The following is an 18524-nucleotide window of genomic DNA, read 5'->3' as shown; positions in this document are numbered from 1 at the left end:
CCCGATTAACTCCCAATCCAACTTTAACTTTAACTTCCCACTATCCTATACCTTTTAAACAGGATTGAGTATTAGGTTGATTTTGCCCGGGCCAGCCAATGGAGGTTAAAAATCCCTTGATAAATGGGATTATGGACCCGCAGCCAGCCCTGGTCTTTGATCACTAACCCCGATAAAAGTAACTCTTTTTCTGGGGGGCTATCCTCGGAAATTACCTCTTTTTCCCTTAAAATCCGTTCATAGAGTCTTAGGAGCAACTGGGAGCGGTGACTGTTGAGAAGCCGATCGCGAATAGTCCGCAGATGTTCCGGTTCATCCTGAGCCTCCCAATTGTCAATGATCTTCTTTTGTACCAAGTCCTCAATCCAGGGGGCTTCACCATTGGGGGGAATCGGCGAGGTGGCGGTGCGAATTAACTGACAGAGTTTTTGGGTCAGAAAAGGTTGACCGTTTGTCCAGGCAAAGACTTCTTTTAAGACAGTTTGTGGGTTACTAAATTTCTCGGCCAATCCCCGCAGTAAAGGCTGGGCTTCGTGTTCCTTAAAACCCTCCAATTGAATGGAATGACCGATATTAAAAGGAGTGATTTGGTGGTCAGTAATTAAATCGGAGGGGGTGACAACACCGAAGAAAGCGAAGGTCAAACGCCGATAGAGCGGGTTAAAACCACGCTGGTTATAGCAGGAACGAATCAGGGCAAAAAAGTCATTAACCGCAAAATTTAAGCCCAAAACGCTATCAATTTCATCGATAAAAATCGCAATTGGTTTCGGGGGAGAACCTTCTACTATCCCCACTTCCAGCAATAACACTTCTTCGATAAATTCCCCCAAGCGCTGCACTGCCGAGACATCTTCCCGTTCTTGCCACCAAGCTTTGAGATTGACCCTTTTGAGCAGGCCAAAACGTCGTCCTAACTCGAAGGCTATCCCCTTGTACCATTGGTCGGGAGTGACATTTTCACTGCCGATACGGGTTAAATCAATGGGAGCGCAACAGATACCCTCGTGTTGGAGGTGATCGATCATGCGTACCATTAAACTAGACTTACCCATTTGACGGGGATTGAGAACATAGCAAAAATCGCCGCGTTTGAGGGCTTTATAGAGATAACGGTCGGCGGCGCGAACCACGTAGGTGGGGGCATCCATGGGTAAACTGCCCCCCACTTGGTAGTCAAAGGTGCTAGATTCTTCGGTAGTTCTGAGCAGTTGATTTTCAAACAGTAATTCTGCTTGGGTGGCCTTGAGAATTTCTAGGGTTTGGCTGAGTTCCAGGGTGCGTTCCTGCACTTTCTGTTCTAGGGTGCGGCTATACTCGGCTAATTCTTGGGTAAAGCGAATCCGTTCCGCTTCCGCCTGTTTTCGTTCGGTAATATCGGTAAAAGCGGCGATAGCATAGATAATTTCGCCTTTTTCGTTAAAAACGGGCGTGGCATACACTTCTAGGGGGATAATCTTCTCTCCTTGGTGAACTTCTATATCATCCACCGTGTTTTTTTCCCCCCTTAAAGCTCGGACAATCGGATGGTATTCTGTGGGATACAATCGCTCGGTTCCAGCTTGATATAACTGATAGGTTTTCCCCAACTGATTAGCCGTGGTGATATTAACTATCTCTTTTCCTAAAATCTCCTGGGCGGTTTGATTGGCATAATAGGGTTGACTGCCAGCATCGAGGACAAATACCCCCACCGGCATGGCTTCCAAAAATTGCGCTAGTTGTCTCTGTTTGGCTTTGATTTCGGCGTAGAGTTTGGCGTTAGTAATTGCGATCGCTGCTTGGCTGGAGAGCAGTTGCAGCACTTCCAATCTTTCTTGGGTAAAGGCCCCAACGGTGAGATTATTTTCTAGATAGACAATTCCCCGCAGTTGTCCTTGGTCGAGGAGGGGGGAACAGAGTAGCGATTTGGTTTGATGGGTTTTAATATAGGGATCGTTGCTAAAATTGCCCTGATGGGCGGCATCGTTATTAAGCACGGTTTGACCGCTTCGGGCTACATAGTTAATAATTGAGACGGGAAGATGTTCTTCGATGGCATTAGATTTAAAGACTGTCACCCCATCTTCCTGCACCGAACCGGAGGCTTCGATCAATAGTTGTCCGCCGCTTTCTAGGATAAGATAGCCCAGCTGCGCCCCGGCATTTTCGATGAGAATTTTCATTAGGGTGGCGAGTAATTGATCTAAAACTATCTCGCTAGAAATGGCTTGGGATGCCTTCATAATCGTGGCTAAATCTAACAGTTCTCCCGCATGACTAACTGAATTTTTTCTGGTGGTAGTTCTCGTGGTTTCGGTCAGGGAATTGGCACCATAATTATTGACCATTAACTGAGAATAGCGGCTTTCTATATCTTTGACTTTAGCGGTTGCTCCCCAAAGAGAATAGAGATAAGCAGCTTCATTGATGTAAGTTTTGCCAATTTTTACTTTACCCCAATCGAGATAGAATTTCGCCGCTAGTTCTTTAGCTAGTGCTTCTTCATTAATGTATTCATTTTCCTTGGCTTTAGCGATGGCTAGATCGTAGTTTTCTATGGCTTCTAGGTAGGATTGCTGCACCCGATCCTTTTCCGCTTGCACTAAATAAAATTTATGGAGATAGTTCTGGGGTGCTTGATTAGCCCATTCCCGCAGCTTTTTCTGATTATTCGTCACTCGTTCTAAGACCTGTTGTTTTTGGTCATTATCCAGATGATTATAAATAGCTAAATGGGCGAGGGAATCATAGAAATTATGCAGAGAAATCAAGAAAGTGGCGGTGGCTCCCCCTAGATATTTTTGAGCTTGGTTAGCATTTTCAGTGGCTTGTTCGTACTGTCCAAATAGATAACAAAGGTATAATTTGTTGACAAATAAAGCACAGAGACCATAGAGATCATTAGCCTCTAGATGGTACGGTAACATAACAGTCTCTTGATAGTATTGTCCTTGTAAACGACTGGGATTTTCCGAGCGCCCCAGCAGATTTAAAACTGTTTGTCCGTAGATTTTTAGATAGTTGCGGGTGTTTTCTTGTTTGAGTTTAACAAAAGCCAGATCATAGTTAGCTATTTCTTGGGCTAATTCGGTTAATTCCTGTCCGATAAAGGCGGAATGAAAACAGTAAAGATAGGCGCAGGTTGTTCCGTAGTAGAGATCCCCCATTTCTAAACCAGTTTGATAGGAAGATTTTAACAAAGACAGGGAATTTTTAATCGGTTCTTTCCAGATACTAATAGTGGTGGAAAAGACGGCAATTATTTTCGGCATCAGGGCTTTGGCATGAAATTTATCAGCAATGTTTAAAGCCAATTTTCCAAATTGATAACCCGTTTCCCAATCTTCTAAAAGACCACAAAGAATTAAGCCATAATTAACATAAGTAAAGGCCGCTAGATAACTGTTGCCGTACTGAATTGATAAGTTAATCTGTTTTGATACTAGGATGGGTAAGATATGAGGGGCGGCAATAAAAACAGGAGAAAATATAGCAGCCGCTATCTTCATTATTGCTAATTTTTCTTGCTCACTTATCGGCGGTAAATTACTTAAATCTTCGATATTTTTACCCGCTAATTTTTGCCGAGTTTTATTCATTTCTTCCTGGATATCTGATGATTGTAAGGATTCAGGAATCTCGAAATCTAAGCTTTTGAGGACAGATAAGCCAATTTGTACCGCTTTTAGTTCTTGATTTTGGGCGTGATAAGCTTCGATGATTACTTCATAAACTTTTACTTTATCTAGGGTGGTTTTTGCCTGTTTTAGTACGAGATTAGCCCAGCGATGCATCTGCTCAAAATCCCCACTTAAATAGGCGATTTCTGTGGCTTCAGAATAAATATTTAAAGTCAGTTGATAGTTATTTTTCCAGCTTGATTTTTTGAGAAGTTTTTGAGCGATTTTAATATATTTTAAGGCTCCAGTTTGGGCATTGGCGGCTTTGGCTTTTTGAGCTGCTAGTAAATTCAAGTTAGCCACTGAATCTCGTTCTTTTTCCTCGCTAATTAGTTGATAACCAAGATTGAAATGATCGACTATTTTAAAAATCTTTTCCGATAATTCGTTGGTGGCATTATGATGCCAAAGTAGGCGACCAATTTTTAAATGAATTAAAGATTTTTGGCTGTCTTCGATGAGAGCGTAAGCTCCTTGCTGAATGCGATCATGAGCAAATTTATATTCTTGAATCAGTAATTGTTCATCTAATTCTGAGAGGGGAATAATTAAACCAGCTTCGCTACTAGAAGTTAAAATTGGTAAAAGTTTTAGAGGTGATTTTTCAGATATTACTGCTAGAATATTTAGATTAAATTCTGAGCCAAGACAAGCTGCTAAACTTAAAATTTCCTGAGTTTCGGGGGGCAATTTCTGCATTTTGCCCATCATAAATTGAATCAGATTATCGGTACTGCCAATCCTTTGAATTTGACCGAGATGCCATTGCCAATAGCCCCTATTATTGTCGGTTTTAGTGGTTGTTTCCTGCCCCGGTTGGAAAAACAGCAAATTTTCCCAGTAGATAGTTTTGAGAAATTCATTGACAAAAAAAGGATTCCCGTGGGTTTTTTGCCAGACTAAAGCGGACAAAGATTGCACATAATCAAGAGAATGATTTAAGGTGTCAGCAATTAAATGATTGACCTGTTCAAGACCCAGAGGTTTTAAAATAACTTGATTGATAATTATGCCCCCCTGCTCTAATTTATCGAGAGTAGTGGTTAGGGGATGGGTGGAATTAATTTCGTTACTGCGATAGGAGCCAATTAAAAATAAATAGTCCATATCGCCATCGAGCATAATTAATTCTATTAACTGGAGACTAGCCAAGTCTGCCCATTGCAAATCATCGAGAAAGATGACCAGGGGATGTTCCGGGGAACAAAAGACCCGAATAAAATTTTTAAAGACTAAATTAAAGCGATTTTGAGTAGCGATCGCTCCTAATTGTAACACCTCTGGTTGCGGGCTGATAATTAATTCTAGTTCGGGAATCACATCAATAATCACCCGTGCATTCGTCCCCAAAGACTTGAGGAGTTTTTGTCGCCATAGTTCCAGTTGTGGCTGACTTTCCCCCAAAAGTTGCTTGACGAGATTAGTCAAAGCACTAACCACGGCAGCATAGGGAGTATCGCGCTGAAATTGGTCAAATTTACCGGAGATAAAAAAGCCGCGTTTTTCAGTAATTGGCTGATAAATTTCCTTAACCAGGGTGGTTTTACCCATGCCAGAATAACCGGTAACTAGCATCAGTTCGGTGTGAGAGGAGTTTTTATCCGCGGTGGCTACCCGTTGAAAAGCGGCGAGAAGAGTGGCGATTTCTGCCTCCCTACCGTAGAGTTTTTGGGGAATTTGGAACTGATTGGCTAGATCTTGCCTAGCGATGACAAAATCCTCAATTTTACCCGTTTTTTCTAGTTGTCTTAAACATTCTTCTAAATCTGCCCGAATACCGTAGGCACTTTGGTATCGTTCCTCTGGGGTTTTAGCCATCAGTTTCCTGATGATTGCCTCCACCACCGGGGGAATTTCCTCCTTGACGAGACTATTAACCTGCAAGGGTTGCTTTGCCAGATGACAGTGAACTAATTCCAAAGCATCGTTAGCCCGAAAAGGTAATTGTCCGGTGAGAAGTTCGTAGAAGCTAACGCCCAAAGAATAAAAATCGCTGCGGTAATCGAGACTGCGATTCATCCGTCCGGTTTGTTCGGGAGAAATATAGGCTAAAGTCCCCTCCAGGACGTTGGGATTTTTTAGCCCCGGATTTTCCCGCTGCAGGACGGTGGCAATACCAAAATCGATGATTTTAATCTGTCCGGTTTCGGGGTTAATAACTATATTGGCAGGATTAATATCTTTGTGAATAACCTTGGCGTTGTGAATTTTCTCTAAATTAGCCACTATTCGGAGTGCAAGGCTTAAAAAGTCCCTTAAGGCCAGGGGTTTGCCCCCTAGCCATTTTTTTAAGGATATACCGCCGAAATCTTCCAAAATAATCACGGGAGTTCTGCGGTAGGTTTCTAAACCATAGGCTTTAATCGCCCCCTGGAAGTTCAGGCCGCAGATGGTTTTATACTCCTGTTTGTAGTGGGTTAGTTCTTGGGTGGTGGGATATTCTTGCTTGAGGATTTTGAGGATAACGGGTTGATTATCGACGGTGCGAATCGCCCGATAGACTTCTGAGTTAACGCTTTCGTAAACCTGGGCAAGAATGTCGTATCCTTTGAGAACAATCATTTTTTTACTTGGCGATTGTAAACGGCTGCGGGTCTCCCCAAGAAAAATTCTACGGGAACCAAGACAAGACTTCGCAAGGCTGACAGAAATCGATTTACCTGTGAGACGGAAGGACGGGGAGAAGGGACCACCTGCTCGAAATACTCGGAATGCAAGGTCAAACCAAAATGAACATCTTCCGGTAAGCTCAGTTTAGCAATCGGTCCGTCCTTGAGATTGTCAGGGTTAAATAACCAAGCTTCTAATACTTTGGTCGGGGTTAAAACCGTCGTCAATAGATAGGCCCGTTCTTGGGGAATAAACTGAATGCTATCTAAAATATAGCCATCAGGACAAACATAAAAATCCAGTAGTTCCCGACCTAAATGTGATACATGAGTATCACTGGCATTTTTTTCTTGCCTAATCTGTTCAGTTAACTGATTCCAATCTTTATCGAAGGGAACCTTGGCTAATACCGAGGGCAAGTCATGACAGGGAAGTTCGGCATCCCTGAGGATGCGATTGCTTTGGTCGCGACAATCCATATACTGACGACGACAGATTAATTCACGCACATAACCGAGATAAATTTGATAAACGGCACTGTATCCCTGTTCCGATTCCCGCGGGTCGGCGGTGTAGAGACCGGTACAGAACCAACCCGGATGGATGAAAGCTTGTTCGCTCATCACCCTGGCATCTTCGATAACCACTTTGCGTAGCACTCCGACGTCAAAGGAAAACATCCAGGGGATGCCGTGGTATTCGGGGGGATAACTCTGACCGGTAAAATGTTGGATATCGTCTTTTTCGATCGCTTCGGTTAAACTAATAGTGGCATTTTGGATGGCCACAATCTGAATTTGACCGTTGGTACTATGGTAACTACAAAGGAAGTGATAACTGTCGCCATTGAAGGTAATTAATCGCGAGGGAACGGTGGTTTCTTCTTCCTTGAGGTCTTGACGTTTAACCAGATAAATTTGAGTTTTCGGATAGGTTTCTTCGGGTCTGATTCTGATACCTAATAGTTTGGCTACTCCCATCTGAAAGGGCATATCGGGAATCATGATATAATCTTCGGTGACGATGACCGAATGGGGGCTACCATCGAGGATAGTTCCCTGTAGTTTCCAGGGTTTAAGTTTTTTTTCTTGATCCCAAAGCACAATATACACCGATTTATCTAAATCTTTTAACATACCTCCCGATATAAGTTTTAGCTTTAATTCACAGGTGATAAATTCTTGGGTCTTTTTGTCGTAGAAGGGGTGAGCGGTATTTTCTAGGACTGGGAAAAAAGACAAAGGCACGGAAACAATATGTTGGTCAAAATAACCAATCGGAGTGATGGTATCCAGGGAAACGGGATCCACTTCCCAGTAACGTCCAGCATCGGCGGTGAGGATTAATCTGGTTTCTTCTAGTTGTTTATCTTCGGCAACTTTTTCTAGTTTAACCATAGCAGTATTCGCTATTTCCGAAGAACCTAAAATGCTGATCACGGCCGGAAAAGTGGCTTGACTAATATTAAATATCGGTAAAACTTTTCGCCAAAAACTATCCCAAGTTTTTAGTTTTTTACTGTAAACGTTAACTTGATTATTTTTCCCTTGCAAGTCCCATTTAATAATTACACCTTCGCCAGAGAACAAATGACGGTCATTTTTTCTATGGAAAGGACAGACGATAAAAACGTATCCCGACAGATTTTCCGGCCAATGTCCCTCAGTAATTGTGGCAACTGCTTTATGTAAATTGTTCTCATCCGGTTGACCGAGTTGCGAGCGACTAAAATTGCTAACGTTGACAGTATTTTGGACAGTATCTTTGATTGACATATTCATAAGTAGGGTTTGCGGCAAAAAGTTTGTTGGTGGGGTTAGGAGCCGGTCGTCGGTCGTCAGGAGATAGGAGTCGGGAGCCAGTATTTAGGAGGCAGGAGACAGGAGATAGGTTTTAGGTGTTGGGGTTTTGGGGTTTTGGGGTTTTAGTTCAATTTCCCCACTTTCCCACCTCCCCAATTCATAATTCATAATTCATAATTCCCACTCCCCCCACTTCCCCACACCCCACACCCTGCCTTTCACTGATTACTGATTACTGTTTACTGATAAATGATAGAGGATTTCACCTCTAAAAAATAGCGTCGATACAATTCATAGCCTGGTACTACTTTATCTCCCGATTGTTTGAGTAGCCCCATACTGCTGAGTTTGTAAGCGAGAATTGGGTCTAATTGTACGGGTTCCACCGCGCTCATCACCCGATCGAGGGCTTTTGCTAGTTCAGGCTGTTGTTCTAATACTGCCCAATGGCGCCGCAGGTGATGGGCATAAATCCCCGTGACGGAGGTGGCACTGGTTAATATTTGCGTCATGGTTATTTCCTCCCGACTGAGATAGTAGAGGGCAGTTTGTACCAAAGCCGGATGTCCTCCCACTAGCTCCGTCAATTGTTTGACTTTTTCCTGATTTTCCCAGGTGAGTTGATAACGTTGGGCTAATTGTAATACCTCCTCCAGACTAAAATGACTTAACTGTGCGGGGAATCCCACGTTAAAGGGGGATTGATTGAGCTGCAGGGGAACATAAATTTCCGTGGAATGGACGACGATAAGACGGAGTTTTTGCCAAATAGGTAGGGTTTTGGCTTCTTCGTACCAAGAACGCAGCAGCGGTAAAAAATCCTTGGCCACCTGGGGATGTTCAAAAATCTGATTAAGTTCATCAAGAGCCAGGACAATGGGGGCGGTAATCGATTCCAGGAGATAGTCTTGAATGTAAACCGTACAGCTAATCTTGCTGCCTAAATCCTCATCCCAATACTCATCTAATTGCGGTTTTAACTGTAGTTGACGGGCGGCATTGGCACACAACCAGCGCAAAAACTGGTTTAAATCAGCCAAAATCGTCTGGTCCACCTGTTCTAAGTTCAAACTCACCGTGCGGTAGCCTTGCTGTTTGGCAAAATCGAGCATTCTCAAAAGTAGGGAAGTTTTGCCCATTTCTTTGGGAGCTTTTATCCGCACTAAAGCCCCCGGTTTCTTGATTTCCTGCCTTATCTGTTCTTCGAGGGGAAGACGTTCTAAATAAAATGGGGAACCAAGGGGAACTGCTCCATTGGGATAGGGGGGTAATGTGTCCAATTTTTCGCTCTTGGCTGCCGAATTAACCGGAATTTTGTCTTCAGGGGGTGTTTTTAGCTGAAAATTCAGGGCGGCTATTTCTTGCCAGTCGAGGCATAATCGACGACAAATTTGTTCAAAAGTGGCTTGTTCTACCGGTTTACCAGTCAGGAAGTTACTGACAATAGACAGACTAAATTCAGCTTCTTTAGCTAAGGAGCGTTGACTGCTAAAGCCCTGCTTTCTCACGGCTAATTTGACTTGATTGAGGCAGTGTTGTTGTACTCTTAGATGGCCCGACATGGAATCTCTCATAAGAATTGGGGTGTAGGGTGTGGGGTGTAGGGTGTGGGGTGTAGGGTGTGGGGTGTGGGGTGTGGGGAGTTTTCTCAGTGAACTGATAACTGATAACTGATAACTGATAACTGATAACTGACTTCTAACCCAATGGTAGATGTTGGATTTTGCAGGAGTTCTATTTTTCGACAAGTATAAGCAAAAATTATCTATTAGCCCCAAAAGCTTGAGAATATTTAAATTAACATTTCGCAATATTTATAAATTCTTAAGAATTAATTGAGAAAGATTTTTATTTAATAACGATTTTACAATGGTTACAGCGATTTGATAGAATTTCATAGTGGGTTATTTTATGCTTTTTTGGGCAGCAATGGTTGAAACCCTGGCCACACCTACAGGGTAATCCGAATTAAGACGGGTAAATCAGTCAATTTCACCCACAACGATGATCTTTTTTTTGTGTAGTTTTATTGCAAAAAAAAAGTTTTTTTGACAAAAAGCACAAAGTATGAATTATGAATTATGGTTCTTCGGTTTGTCCTACGCAACCTACCTAATCTTAAGAATAAGCACTTTAAATGCGTCTTAGCTTAACTGATAACTGATAACTGATTTTAACGGGATAATTTAGTCAACAATTCCAAGAGTTTTTTACTATTAGGAGTCAGGAGAGTTCGACGATAGGCATCGGCGGCCTTTTTAATCGCTTCCGCTTGGGTGGGATAGGGATGAATAACAGTAGAGAGTTTACTCAGTCCGATTTTAGCAACCATAGCGGTGGTAATTTCGGAAATCATCTCACCGGCGTGGGTGGCGACGATAGTGGCTCCTAAAATTTGGTCGGAACCTTGTTTGTGAATAATTTTTAAAAAACCTGCTGTTTCCCCATCAGTGATAGCTCGATCGACTATACTCAAAGGAATTTTAATAGTATTAGTGACCAATCCCCGGGCCTGTGCCTGGGTTTCATCCATGCCGACACGAGCGATTTCTGGGTCAGTGTAAGTGACCCAAGGCATAACTAAATTACTGAGCTTATAGCGTCCGAAACCGAAGGGAGAAAAGAGGGTATTTTTAATCACAATACGGGCGGCCGCATCGGCGGCATGGGTAAATTTCCAATCCATACAGATATCACCGGCCGCATAAATTTTCGGGTTAGTAGTTTGCAGATAATCATTAACTTTGACTCCCCGACGAGTATCGTATTCCACGGCCACCGCTTCTAAATTTAATCCTGACAGATTAGGCCCCCGGCCGGCAGCGACTAAAATCTCGTCAACGGTGATAGTTGCTCCTTGACCGTTGCTTGTATATTCAATGGTTTTACCCCGCTCATTTTTTCTCACCCGTTCAATTTGGCAGCAGAGAATTAACTGCATTTCTTCCCGCAGCAAAGTATTCTCAATAATTTCGGCTGCTTCTGCGTCTTCTTTATTCAAAAGATGGGAGTGGTTATGAAATAAAATCACCTGCGTGCCTAAGCGTTGAAAAGCTTGGGCTAATTCACAACCAATCGGCCCGCCACCGATAACAGCTAATCGGGGAGGTAATTTTGTTAGGGAAAAAATTGTTTCATTGGTATAAAATCCCGCCTCTTTTAGTCCGGGGATATCAGGATGAAGGGCCCTAGTACCAGTGGCAATGACGGCTTTTTTATAAGCGAGGGTTTTTCCTGCCACTTCCACGGCATTTTGTCCTAAAAAACGAGCGCTACCCAAGAAGACATCGATACCTAGTTTTTGGAAACGTTGCACCGAATCATGATGACTAATATCGGCGCGAATTTGCCGCATTCTGGTCATGACTCTGGCAAAATCTACCCTAGTATCCCCAATATCAATTCCTAATTTTTTGGCTTTCTCAATTTCCCCGATAATTCTAGAGGAACGAATCAGACATTTAGAAGGAACACAACCGAAATTGAGGCAATCTCCCCCCATGAGATGTTTTTCCACTAAAGCCACTTTTAAACCTATATCTAAACCCGCCGCCCCCGCTGCTACAACTAAACCCGCAGTACCCGCACCGATGACGACTAAATCATAACAATCTTGGGGTTGTGGATTGACCCAATCGGCAGGATGAACATAATTAACTAATTTTTGATTATGTTCGTCCACTGGGAGAACATTAACTTCCCTAGAGCTATTTTGAAACATAATAAAGTAGTTATCTTAATGGTGAGATACGAAGTTTTCGTTTTGGGGAGTCAGGAGATAGGAGTCAGGAGTCGGGAGATAGGTTTTAGGTTTTGGGGTTTTGGGTTTTGGGGTTTTAGTTCAATTTCCCCACTTCCCCACTTCCCCATTCCCCCACTTTCCCAACCCCTGACTGATAAATGATTACTATTCACTGATAACTGATGTCAGGGCCTGACGGGCAATTTTTGTGACGTAGAGGGTGACAGCAACGGTAGCGATAAAACCGCTCAGGCGAATAGTCCATTGTAAAACTGGGTTAGTGGCTGGTGCCGAGGTCCCGATAGTGGCAAGATTGCCCGCTAAAGAGCCAATATAAACATACATTATCGTCCCCGGAATCATGCCCGCGGAACCTAGTAGATAATCTTTCAGGGAAACCCCGGTGACACCATAGGCATAATTGAGCAGATTAAAGGGAAATACGGGAGATAAACGGGTTAAAAGCACTATTTTTAAGCCTTCTCTCCCCACAGCTTCATCGATAGCTTGAAATTTACTATTACCTTGAATTTTTTCCGCCACCCAACCCCTAGCCAGATAACGTCCCACCAGAAAAGCGGCAGTAGCGCCGATAGTTGCCCCGATAAAGACGTAAAAAGAGCCTAAAACCAGGCCAAAAACCACACCAGCCCCTAAAGTCAGGATTGAACCTGGAAAAAAGGCCACAGTAGCTAGAATATAGATAATTATAAACGCGATCGCTCCTACGGCTCCCAAACTATCCACCCAAGTTAAGGCATCGAAAAGAATAGTTTGAGGATTAAAACCTGTGGAGGGACTGGATTCGAGGGCAAAAGCGGGGGGAGTAGTCAGGAAAAAAACAAGGCTAAATGTAGTTATTGACAGTAAATGCCTGATAATCACAGTTTTTCCTAAGGGCAAAAACTTGGAAATAATCATAAAAAGTCCCTATAAGGCATGAAAAAAGAGAGATTGAACTATAGAAGCGAATTAAATAGAACTGGGGCTATTCTACCCCGATTATCATTGTTTAGACCAGAAAGCCAATCCTGAAAATTCCCAGAAAATCCCCCTCTCTCCGAGAAGATAAGACAAGCAACAGCCCGATAATTTTTGCTGTTTACCTGATAAGCTAGGACGCATTTTAACCGCCTATCCTTAGATTAGCTGAATCTCCCCTAATCCCTTTACTTTTGCCTCTTGCCTCTTGCCTAATCTCAATAAGCAATTCAAATGCGCGGGCAGCCTATTACACCTTGCCGTCTCTGGGGAAAAAATGTCACAATTAGAAATAATTAGCATTGGATATAGCAATCAATCTATGAAAATCCTCCCCAAGGTCAAAGCCCCTACCTTCCTGCAAATGGCACAATGGATCATTAATCCCGTAGCTTTTATGGAAAATGCCGCCCGCAAGCATGGCGATATTTTTAGCACAAAAGTGGGTTTAACTGTAGATAATTTTATCTTTGTCAGTAGTCCTTCGGCCCTACAACAAATTTTAACTAATGACCGTAAACAATTCTCGGCCCCGGGGGAAGCCAATCGGATTATTGCCCCGATTATTGGTGATTATTCCGTCGTCATGTTAGACGGGGACATCCATAAAAAACGTCGTCAGCTTTTATTGCCACCTTTTCACGGGGAAAGAATGCGTTTCTACGGCGATTTAATCCGCGATATTACCCTGAGAGTAATGGCAGAATTGCCCGAAAATCAACCTTTTAAAGCCCGTTCAGCGACCACAGCGATTGCTTTACAAGTAATTATGGAGGCAGTTTTTGGAATTAGTCAAGGGGAACGTTATCAAACCCTGAAAAAAATTCTGGCTGAAATGCTCGATATTTTTAACTCTCCAGTGATGGCTTCTTTGTTATTTTTCCCAATTTTGCGGGCTGATTTTGGTGCTTGGAGTCCCTGGGGAAAATACCAGCGTTTCCAAGAAAAAATTGATGATATTATCTATACAGAAATTGCCGAAAGAAAAGCTAATCCTAACCCCAATCGTACCGATGTTTTATCACTACTGATGTCGGCCCAGGATGAAGAAGGCAACCCGATGAGCGATAAGGAATTGCGCGATGAATTAATGACCTTATTATTCGCTGGTCATGAAACCACAGCCACCGCTATGTCTTGGGTGCTATACTGGACTCATCGCTATCCAGAAATTAAAGCAAAAATTCTGCAAGAAATAGCCACTTTAGGAGATAATCCTAACCCCATTGACATAACTCGATTACCCTATCTTTCGGCGGTTTGTTCGGAAACTTTACGCATTCATCCCGTGGGAATGTTAACTTTTCCGCGAGTAGTGCAAGAACCGGTAGAACTAGATGGTTATCCTTTAGAAAAAGGGACAATTCTTATGGGTTGTATTTATCTAGCTCACCACCGGGAGCAAACTTTCCCCGATTCCCATACTTTTAAACCAGAACGCTTTTTAGAAAAACAATTCACCCCCTACGAATATATGCCTTTTGGTGGTGGAGCGCGTCGTTGTATCGGGGAAGTTTTAGCCATCTACGAGATGAAAATCGCTATCGCCACAATTTTGGCTAATTATCAGTTAACTCTAGTTAATAATACCCCCGAAAAACCCAGTCGCCGCGGTGTCACCCTTGCTCCCTCGCGAGGAGTTCCTATGGTCTTAAAAGGACGACGGGAACCTCTGGTGACTGCCCCCATGCTCGCCGAAATTTCTTAAAAAAACTGACAAACTATTGTACAATCAGAGTTGTGGTATCATATATCATAACTCTGCTTTTTTGTCAATAAAATTGGGGATAATTATGGTCTTAATTCGTTTAGCTAAATCTTGGCAAATTTCCGAAAATGAAGTTACTTCCGAAAGTGTTTATTTTAACCGTCGTCGCTTTTTACAGGGGTTAATCGGGTCAGGAATTGCGGGTAGTTCCCTATTATTAACCGCTTGTGGTAAATCCTCCTCCTCGGAAGCTTTAGAAAAAAGTTTGCAATTACCTAAAATTGCAGGGTTCAGCAAGAATCCGAATTTTTTAACGGTAAATCGCCCCATAGTTGCCGAAACTGTAGCGGGGAGATATAACAATTTTTATGAGTTCGGAGGGGGGAAAAATATCTGGTTAAAAGCGCAGAAATTACCGACGAATCCCTGGACGGTAGAAGTGGGAGGATTGGTAAAAAATCCCCAGACCTACGATATAGATACTATTAAAAAAACCTTCCCTCTCGAAGAAAGAATCTATCGTTTTCGTTGTGTGGAAGCTTGGTCAATGGTGTTACCTTGGCTGGGTTTTCCCATGAGTGCTTTAATCGCAGCAGTGGAACCAAAACCGGAAGCTAAATTCGTCCGTTTTACCTCCTTTTATGATCCCGAAATTACCAAGGGGCCAGGATTACATTTAGGAGCCTTACCCTGGCCCTATACAGAAGGTTTAAGAATTGAAGAAATGGCCAACGAATTAGCTTTCTTTGCTGTGGGAATTTTCGGGCATGATTTACCCAAACAACACGGCGCACCCTTGCGAATGGTTATTCCTTGGAAATACGGTTTTAAAGGCGCAAAATCGATAGTAAAAATTGAATTTACCGCCAAACAACCCGCCACCTACTGGAACACAATTGACGCTCATGAATACGATTTTGAGGCTAATGTTAACCCCAGTAAACCCCATCCCCGTTGGTCGCAAGCAACGGAGAAATTTATCGGCAGTAGAAGTGATTTATCTTGGGAAATTATCGAAACTCTGCCCTATAATGGCTACGGTGAATATGTGGCTAGTTTGTATAGTTAATTTTGATGATTATCCCCGTTTTATTCAGTTTAACTAAGTATCTATGGACAATAAAACTCTGTACGAACAAGACTTTTATCTCTGGATTAGAACTACTATTAATCAACTGCAAGCCAGACAGTTTGAGCGGGTAGATTTAGATAATTTACTGGAGGAGTTAGCAAGTATGGGAAGGAGTGAAAAACGCAAAATCGAAAATCTTTTGATTCAATTGCTGGTACATTTGCTGAAACTAACCTACTGGACAGGAGAAAAATCTAGAAATGAGGGTCACTGGAAGGGAGAAATTCTCAACTTTCGCAGACAAATAATCGAAGAAATTAAAGATAGCCCTAGTTTAAAACCCTATATTCTGGAAATTTTTGAGGAATGCTATCAATTTGCTAGAAAAGAGGCTCAAGTTAGAACTCAATTACCTCTTGATACTTTCCCCCCTATTCCCATTGGTTCCCTTGAACAAATTCTCGATGAAGATTGGTTTCCCACTAATAACCATGAGTAATATCTAGAGGTCAATTATGGACAATAAAACCCTGTATGAACAAGACTTTTATCTCTGGATTAGAACTACTATTAATCAACTGCAAGCCAGACAGTTTGAGCGGGTAGATTTAGAGAATTTACTGGAGGAATTAGCAAGTATGGGAAGGAGTGAAAAGCGCACAATTAAAAGTCTGTTAACCCGATTATTAGAACATTTACTTAAGCTCAAATATTGGGCGGCAGAAAGAGAGAGAAACGAAGGTCACTGCAAGGGAGAGATTAGAACTTTTCGTCTCGATATATTAGATGAACTTAAAGATAGTCCTAGTCTGAAACCTTATCTTTTGGAAATTTTTGATGAATGTTATCTTTCAGCCCGAAAAAATGCCAGTGACCGCTCTCAATTACCCCTCGATACTTTCCCCGCTATTCCCCTTGGTTCCCTTGAACAAATTCTCGATGAAGATTGGTTTCCTGCGGGCGATAATCTGGAAATATAGCCATCAGTTAGACTGCTCCATACTGCTCTAACAAAAAACAACTATCTCCCGATAGCGATCGCTAAAGGTCGAATAATTGTAAGTTTCTGTCAAGGGGTGCGGTCAGACAGAGGAATCATCGCTAGAATAGGACTAATTGTCAGGAATTTAGTTAAACAAGGTTTTTGGCAAGATGCTAATCTGGCTAACACGCTTTTGGGGGTGATATGGGGAAAAGTTCTGGCAATCGCGCCTAAATGGAGTGATATACGGAAAGTTTCCACATATTGTTACTTTCAAGAGTGTTATACGGAAAGTTGACCTATAATATGTAGTTATGCCGCAGATCTAGAGGCTCTTGTGCGTGAAGGTTTTCTGCATCACCGTGCTACACAGGCAATATTTTGTAAAATTGATATAGGCTCATTGACATTAGTTTCTAAACGTGATGGAACCAGATAAAACGACAAAGATAGAAGATAGAAGGGCTGAATATACAGCCCTGAGAGCAGAGGTCCTTCAGGCTGATAATATTTGCCTATTAATGATGGGTTATTTGGTGACAGCAGTAGGTTTTTTGTACTCGGAATCTTTGGAGTGGCTTGTAAGTTTCTTGTCTTTGATTAGCCTCTGCTATTTCACAGAGAAGCGGTTTAATATACGCAAGATTGCTTCTTTTATCGTTAGCGAGGTGTGCAAAGACGATAGTGGGTTTGGATGGGAAAAATACGTTCAAAAGCTCAGGAAACAGGGAACGCTACGTCCCTTTGTTATATTACGTCCATACAACGCGGAAGTGATTACTTGTTCAGTTATTGCTCTTTCTCCAGCAGTGAGGGGAGAGCTAATCAATTTAGCTCAATTTAGCCCTAGTGCGGTTTTCTGGTTCGTATTTGCTTTGCTGACATTAACATTATCTGTAGTGAACTTTATAAAATACAATCGCGCTTAGAGAATAGGAAAAGCCATCGCCCTAGAATGCGTTCCCTAATGCAACTTCTACTTCTCCAGCGATCGATTTTTGGGGAACGCACCATGCCCATTGATTGAAGCTGTGGGTTTAAGTGTGGTGTGGGCTAATCTGGCTAACACGCTTTTGGACGTGATATTAAAGATAATACGGGTGACGGTTTATCTGATGACTGAGAATGGATGTGTAGGGGATGTCTTTCAGGCATTTTTCTGCGGCAACTTTATATTTTTGATAAAATACGAGTTAGTGAACGCAGTCCTTAGGGGGCTTTGGCTATGACGCTCGCATCAAATAAACAAACCGCTATCATTCGTACAGAGCGAGGACTGACAATCGCAGGAACCCGCATCACCCTCTATGATGTGATGGATTATGTGACTGCTCAATATCCACCTAAGTTCATTCAGGGATTATTTGATCTGACGGAAGAGCAAATTAACACTGCCCTGGCTTATATTGAGGCTCATCGTGCGGATGTGGAAGCTGAGTACCAGCAAGTTCTCAAAGAAGCTGAAGAACTCCGACAATATTATGAAGAGCAAAATCGTGAGCGAGTTGCCCGTATTGCTGCTAAGCCGCCAAAACCAGGCACAGAAGCCATTCGAGCAAAACTTCAAGCGGAAAAAGCCAAGTTGGCATCACGGGCATGAATTTTCTAGTTGATCATAACTTACGAGGGCATTCTGTTGTCCTCGCCGGAGGCCTTGCTGCGAGTGGTTGGCTTGACTTGATCTCGATTCGTTTTATTCTGTTTGAAGAAGTTGGGTTAGCTGTCACGAGCGATGATCGCGTTGTTTGGCGGTATGCCCAAGCCAATCAGATGATCCTGATCACCGCTAACCGAAGTATGAAAGGCAAAGATTCCCTGGAGCAAGTGATGCGGGAGGAAAATACCCCCACATCATTACCCGTCGTGACAATCGGTAATATTGAGCGACTACTTGCCGAGCCAGATTATCGAGATCGTTGCGTTAACCGTTTGGTTGATATTGTAGTTGATATTGAAGATTATCAA

12 protein-coding genes are annotated in these 18524 nt (G+C 42.6%); 7 read left to right on the top strand and 5 right to left on the bottom strand.

The annotated features are described in order from the left end of the window. Positions 1-71: 71 nt before the first annotated feature. From MICAI_RS11425 to MICAI_RS11405, 5 genes are all read right to left on the bottom strand, one after another. Complete coding sequence (locus MICAI_RS11425) at positions 72-6224, bottom strand: AAA family ATPase (protein WP_008201845.1); 6153 nt, start codon at positions 6222-6224, stop codon at positions 72-74. After that, positions 6221-8053 carry a carotenoid oxygenase family protein gene (locus MICAI_RS11420; protein ID WP_008201844.1) on the bottom strand — a complete coding sequence of 611 codons (1833 nt, stop codon included), beginning with the start codon at positions 8051-8053 and terminating at the stop codon, positions 6221-6223. Before MICAI_RS11420 ends, MICAI_RS11425 begins: the two co-directional genes overlap by 4 nt. Before the next feature lie 260 nt (positions 8054-8313). Then, a complete protein-coding gene (locus tag MICAI_RS11415; RefSeq protein WP_039900026.1) occupies positions 8314-9648 on the bottom strand; it encodes an AAA-like domain-containing protein in 1335 nt (444 codons plus the stop codon). Between the two features lie 599 nt (positions 9649-10247). Continuing rightward, entirely contained in the window at positions 10248-11795 is a 1548-nt protein-coding gene (locus tag MICAI_RS11410; protein ID WP_008201840.1) for a mercuric reductase, read from the bottom strand. Between the two features lie 186 nt (positions 11796-11981). Next, a complete protein-coding gene (locus MICAI_RS11405; protein WP_008201837.1) occupies positions 11982-12737 on the bottom strand; it encodes a TVP38/TMEM64 family protein in 756 nt (251 codons plus the stop codon). 382 nt (positions 12738-13119) lie between these two features. On the opposite strand from MICAI_RS11405, the gene MICAI_RS11400 reads away from it, so the two are divergent. From MICAI_RS11400 to MICAI_RS11365, 7 genes are all read left to right on the top strand, one after another. Further along, positions 13120-14505, top strand: a complete 1386-nt coding sequence (locus MICAI_RS11400) for a cytochrome P450 (protein WP_039900028.1) — start codon at positions 13120-13122, stop codon at positions 14503-14505. An 85-nt stretch (positions 14506-14590) separates the two neighbouring features. Then, positions 14591-15574, top strand: coding sequence for a protein-methionine-sulfoxide reductase catalytic subunit MsrP (gene msrP / locus MICAI_RS11395; protein ID WP_008201833.1), 984 nt, complete (start codon positions 14591-14593; stop codon positions 15572-15574). 43 nt (positions 15575-15617) lie between these two features. Then, a complete protein-coding gene (locus MICAI_RS11390; protein WP_008201832.1) occupies positions 15618-16076 on the top strand; it encodes a DUF29 domain-containing protein in 459 nt (152 codons plus the stop codon). A 16-nt stretch (positions 16077-16092) separates the two neighbouring features. Further along, complete coding sequence (locus tag MICAI_RS11385) at positions 16093-16557, top strand: DUF29 domain-containing protein (protein WP_008201831.1); 465 nt, start codon at positions 16093-16095, stop codon at positions 16555-16557. A gap of 427 nt (positions 16558-16984) precedes the next feature. Further along, complete coding sequence (locus MICAI_RS11380; protein WP_039900023.1) at positions 16985-17488, top strand: hypothetical protein; 504 nt, start codon at positions 16985-16987, stop codon at positions 17486-17488. Positions 17489-17784: 296 nt separating this feature from the next. Further along, positions 17785-18159 (top strand): DUF433 domain-containing protein, encoded by a 375-nt coding sequence (locus tag MICAI_RS11370; RefSeq protein WP_008201827.1) that lies wholly within the window; start codon positions 17785-17787, stop codon positions 18157-18159. Further along, on the top strand, positions 18156-18524 hold a 369-nt coding region (locus MICAI_RS11365), incomplete at its 3' end, for a DUF5615 family PIN-like protein (protein ID WP_039900021.1). The genes MICAI_RS11370 and MICAI_RS11365, both read left to right, overlap by 4 nt.

This window comes from Microcystis sp. T1-4, assembly GCF_000297435.1.
Taxonomy (GTDB): Bacteria; Cyanobacteriota; Cyanobacteriia; order Cyanobacteriales; family Microcystaceae; genus Microcystis.
The sequence above is the reverse complement of the archived record's forward strand: the minus strand, read 5'-3'. Positions and strand labels throughout refer to the sequence as shown.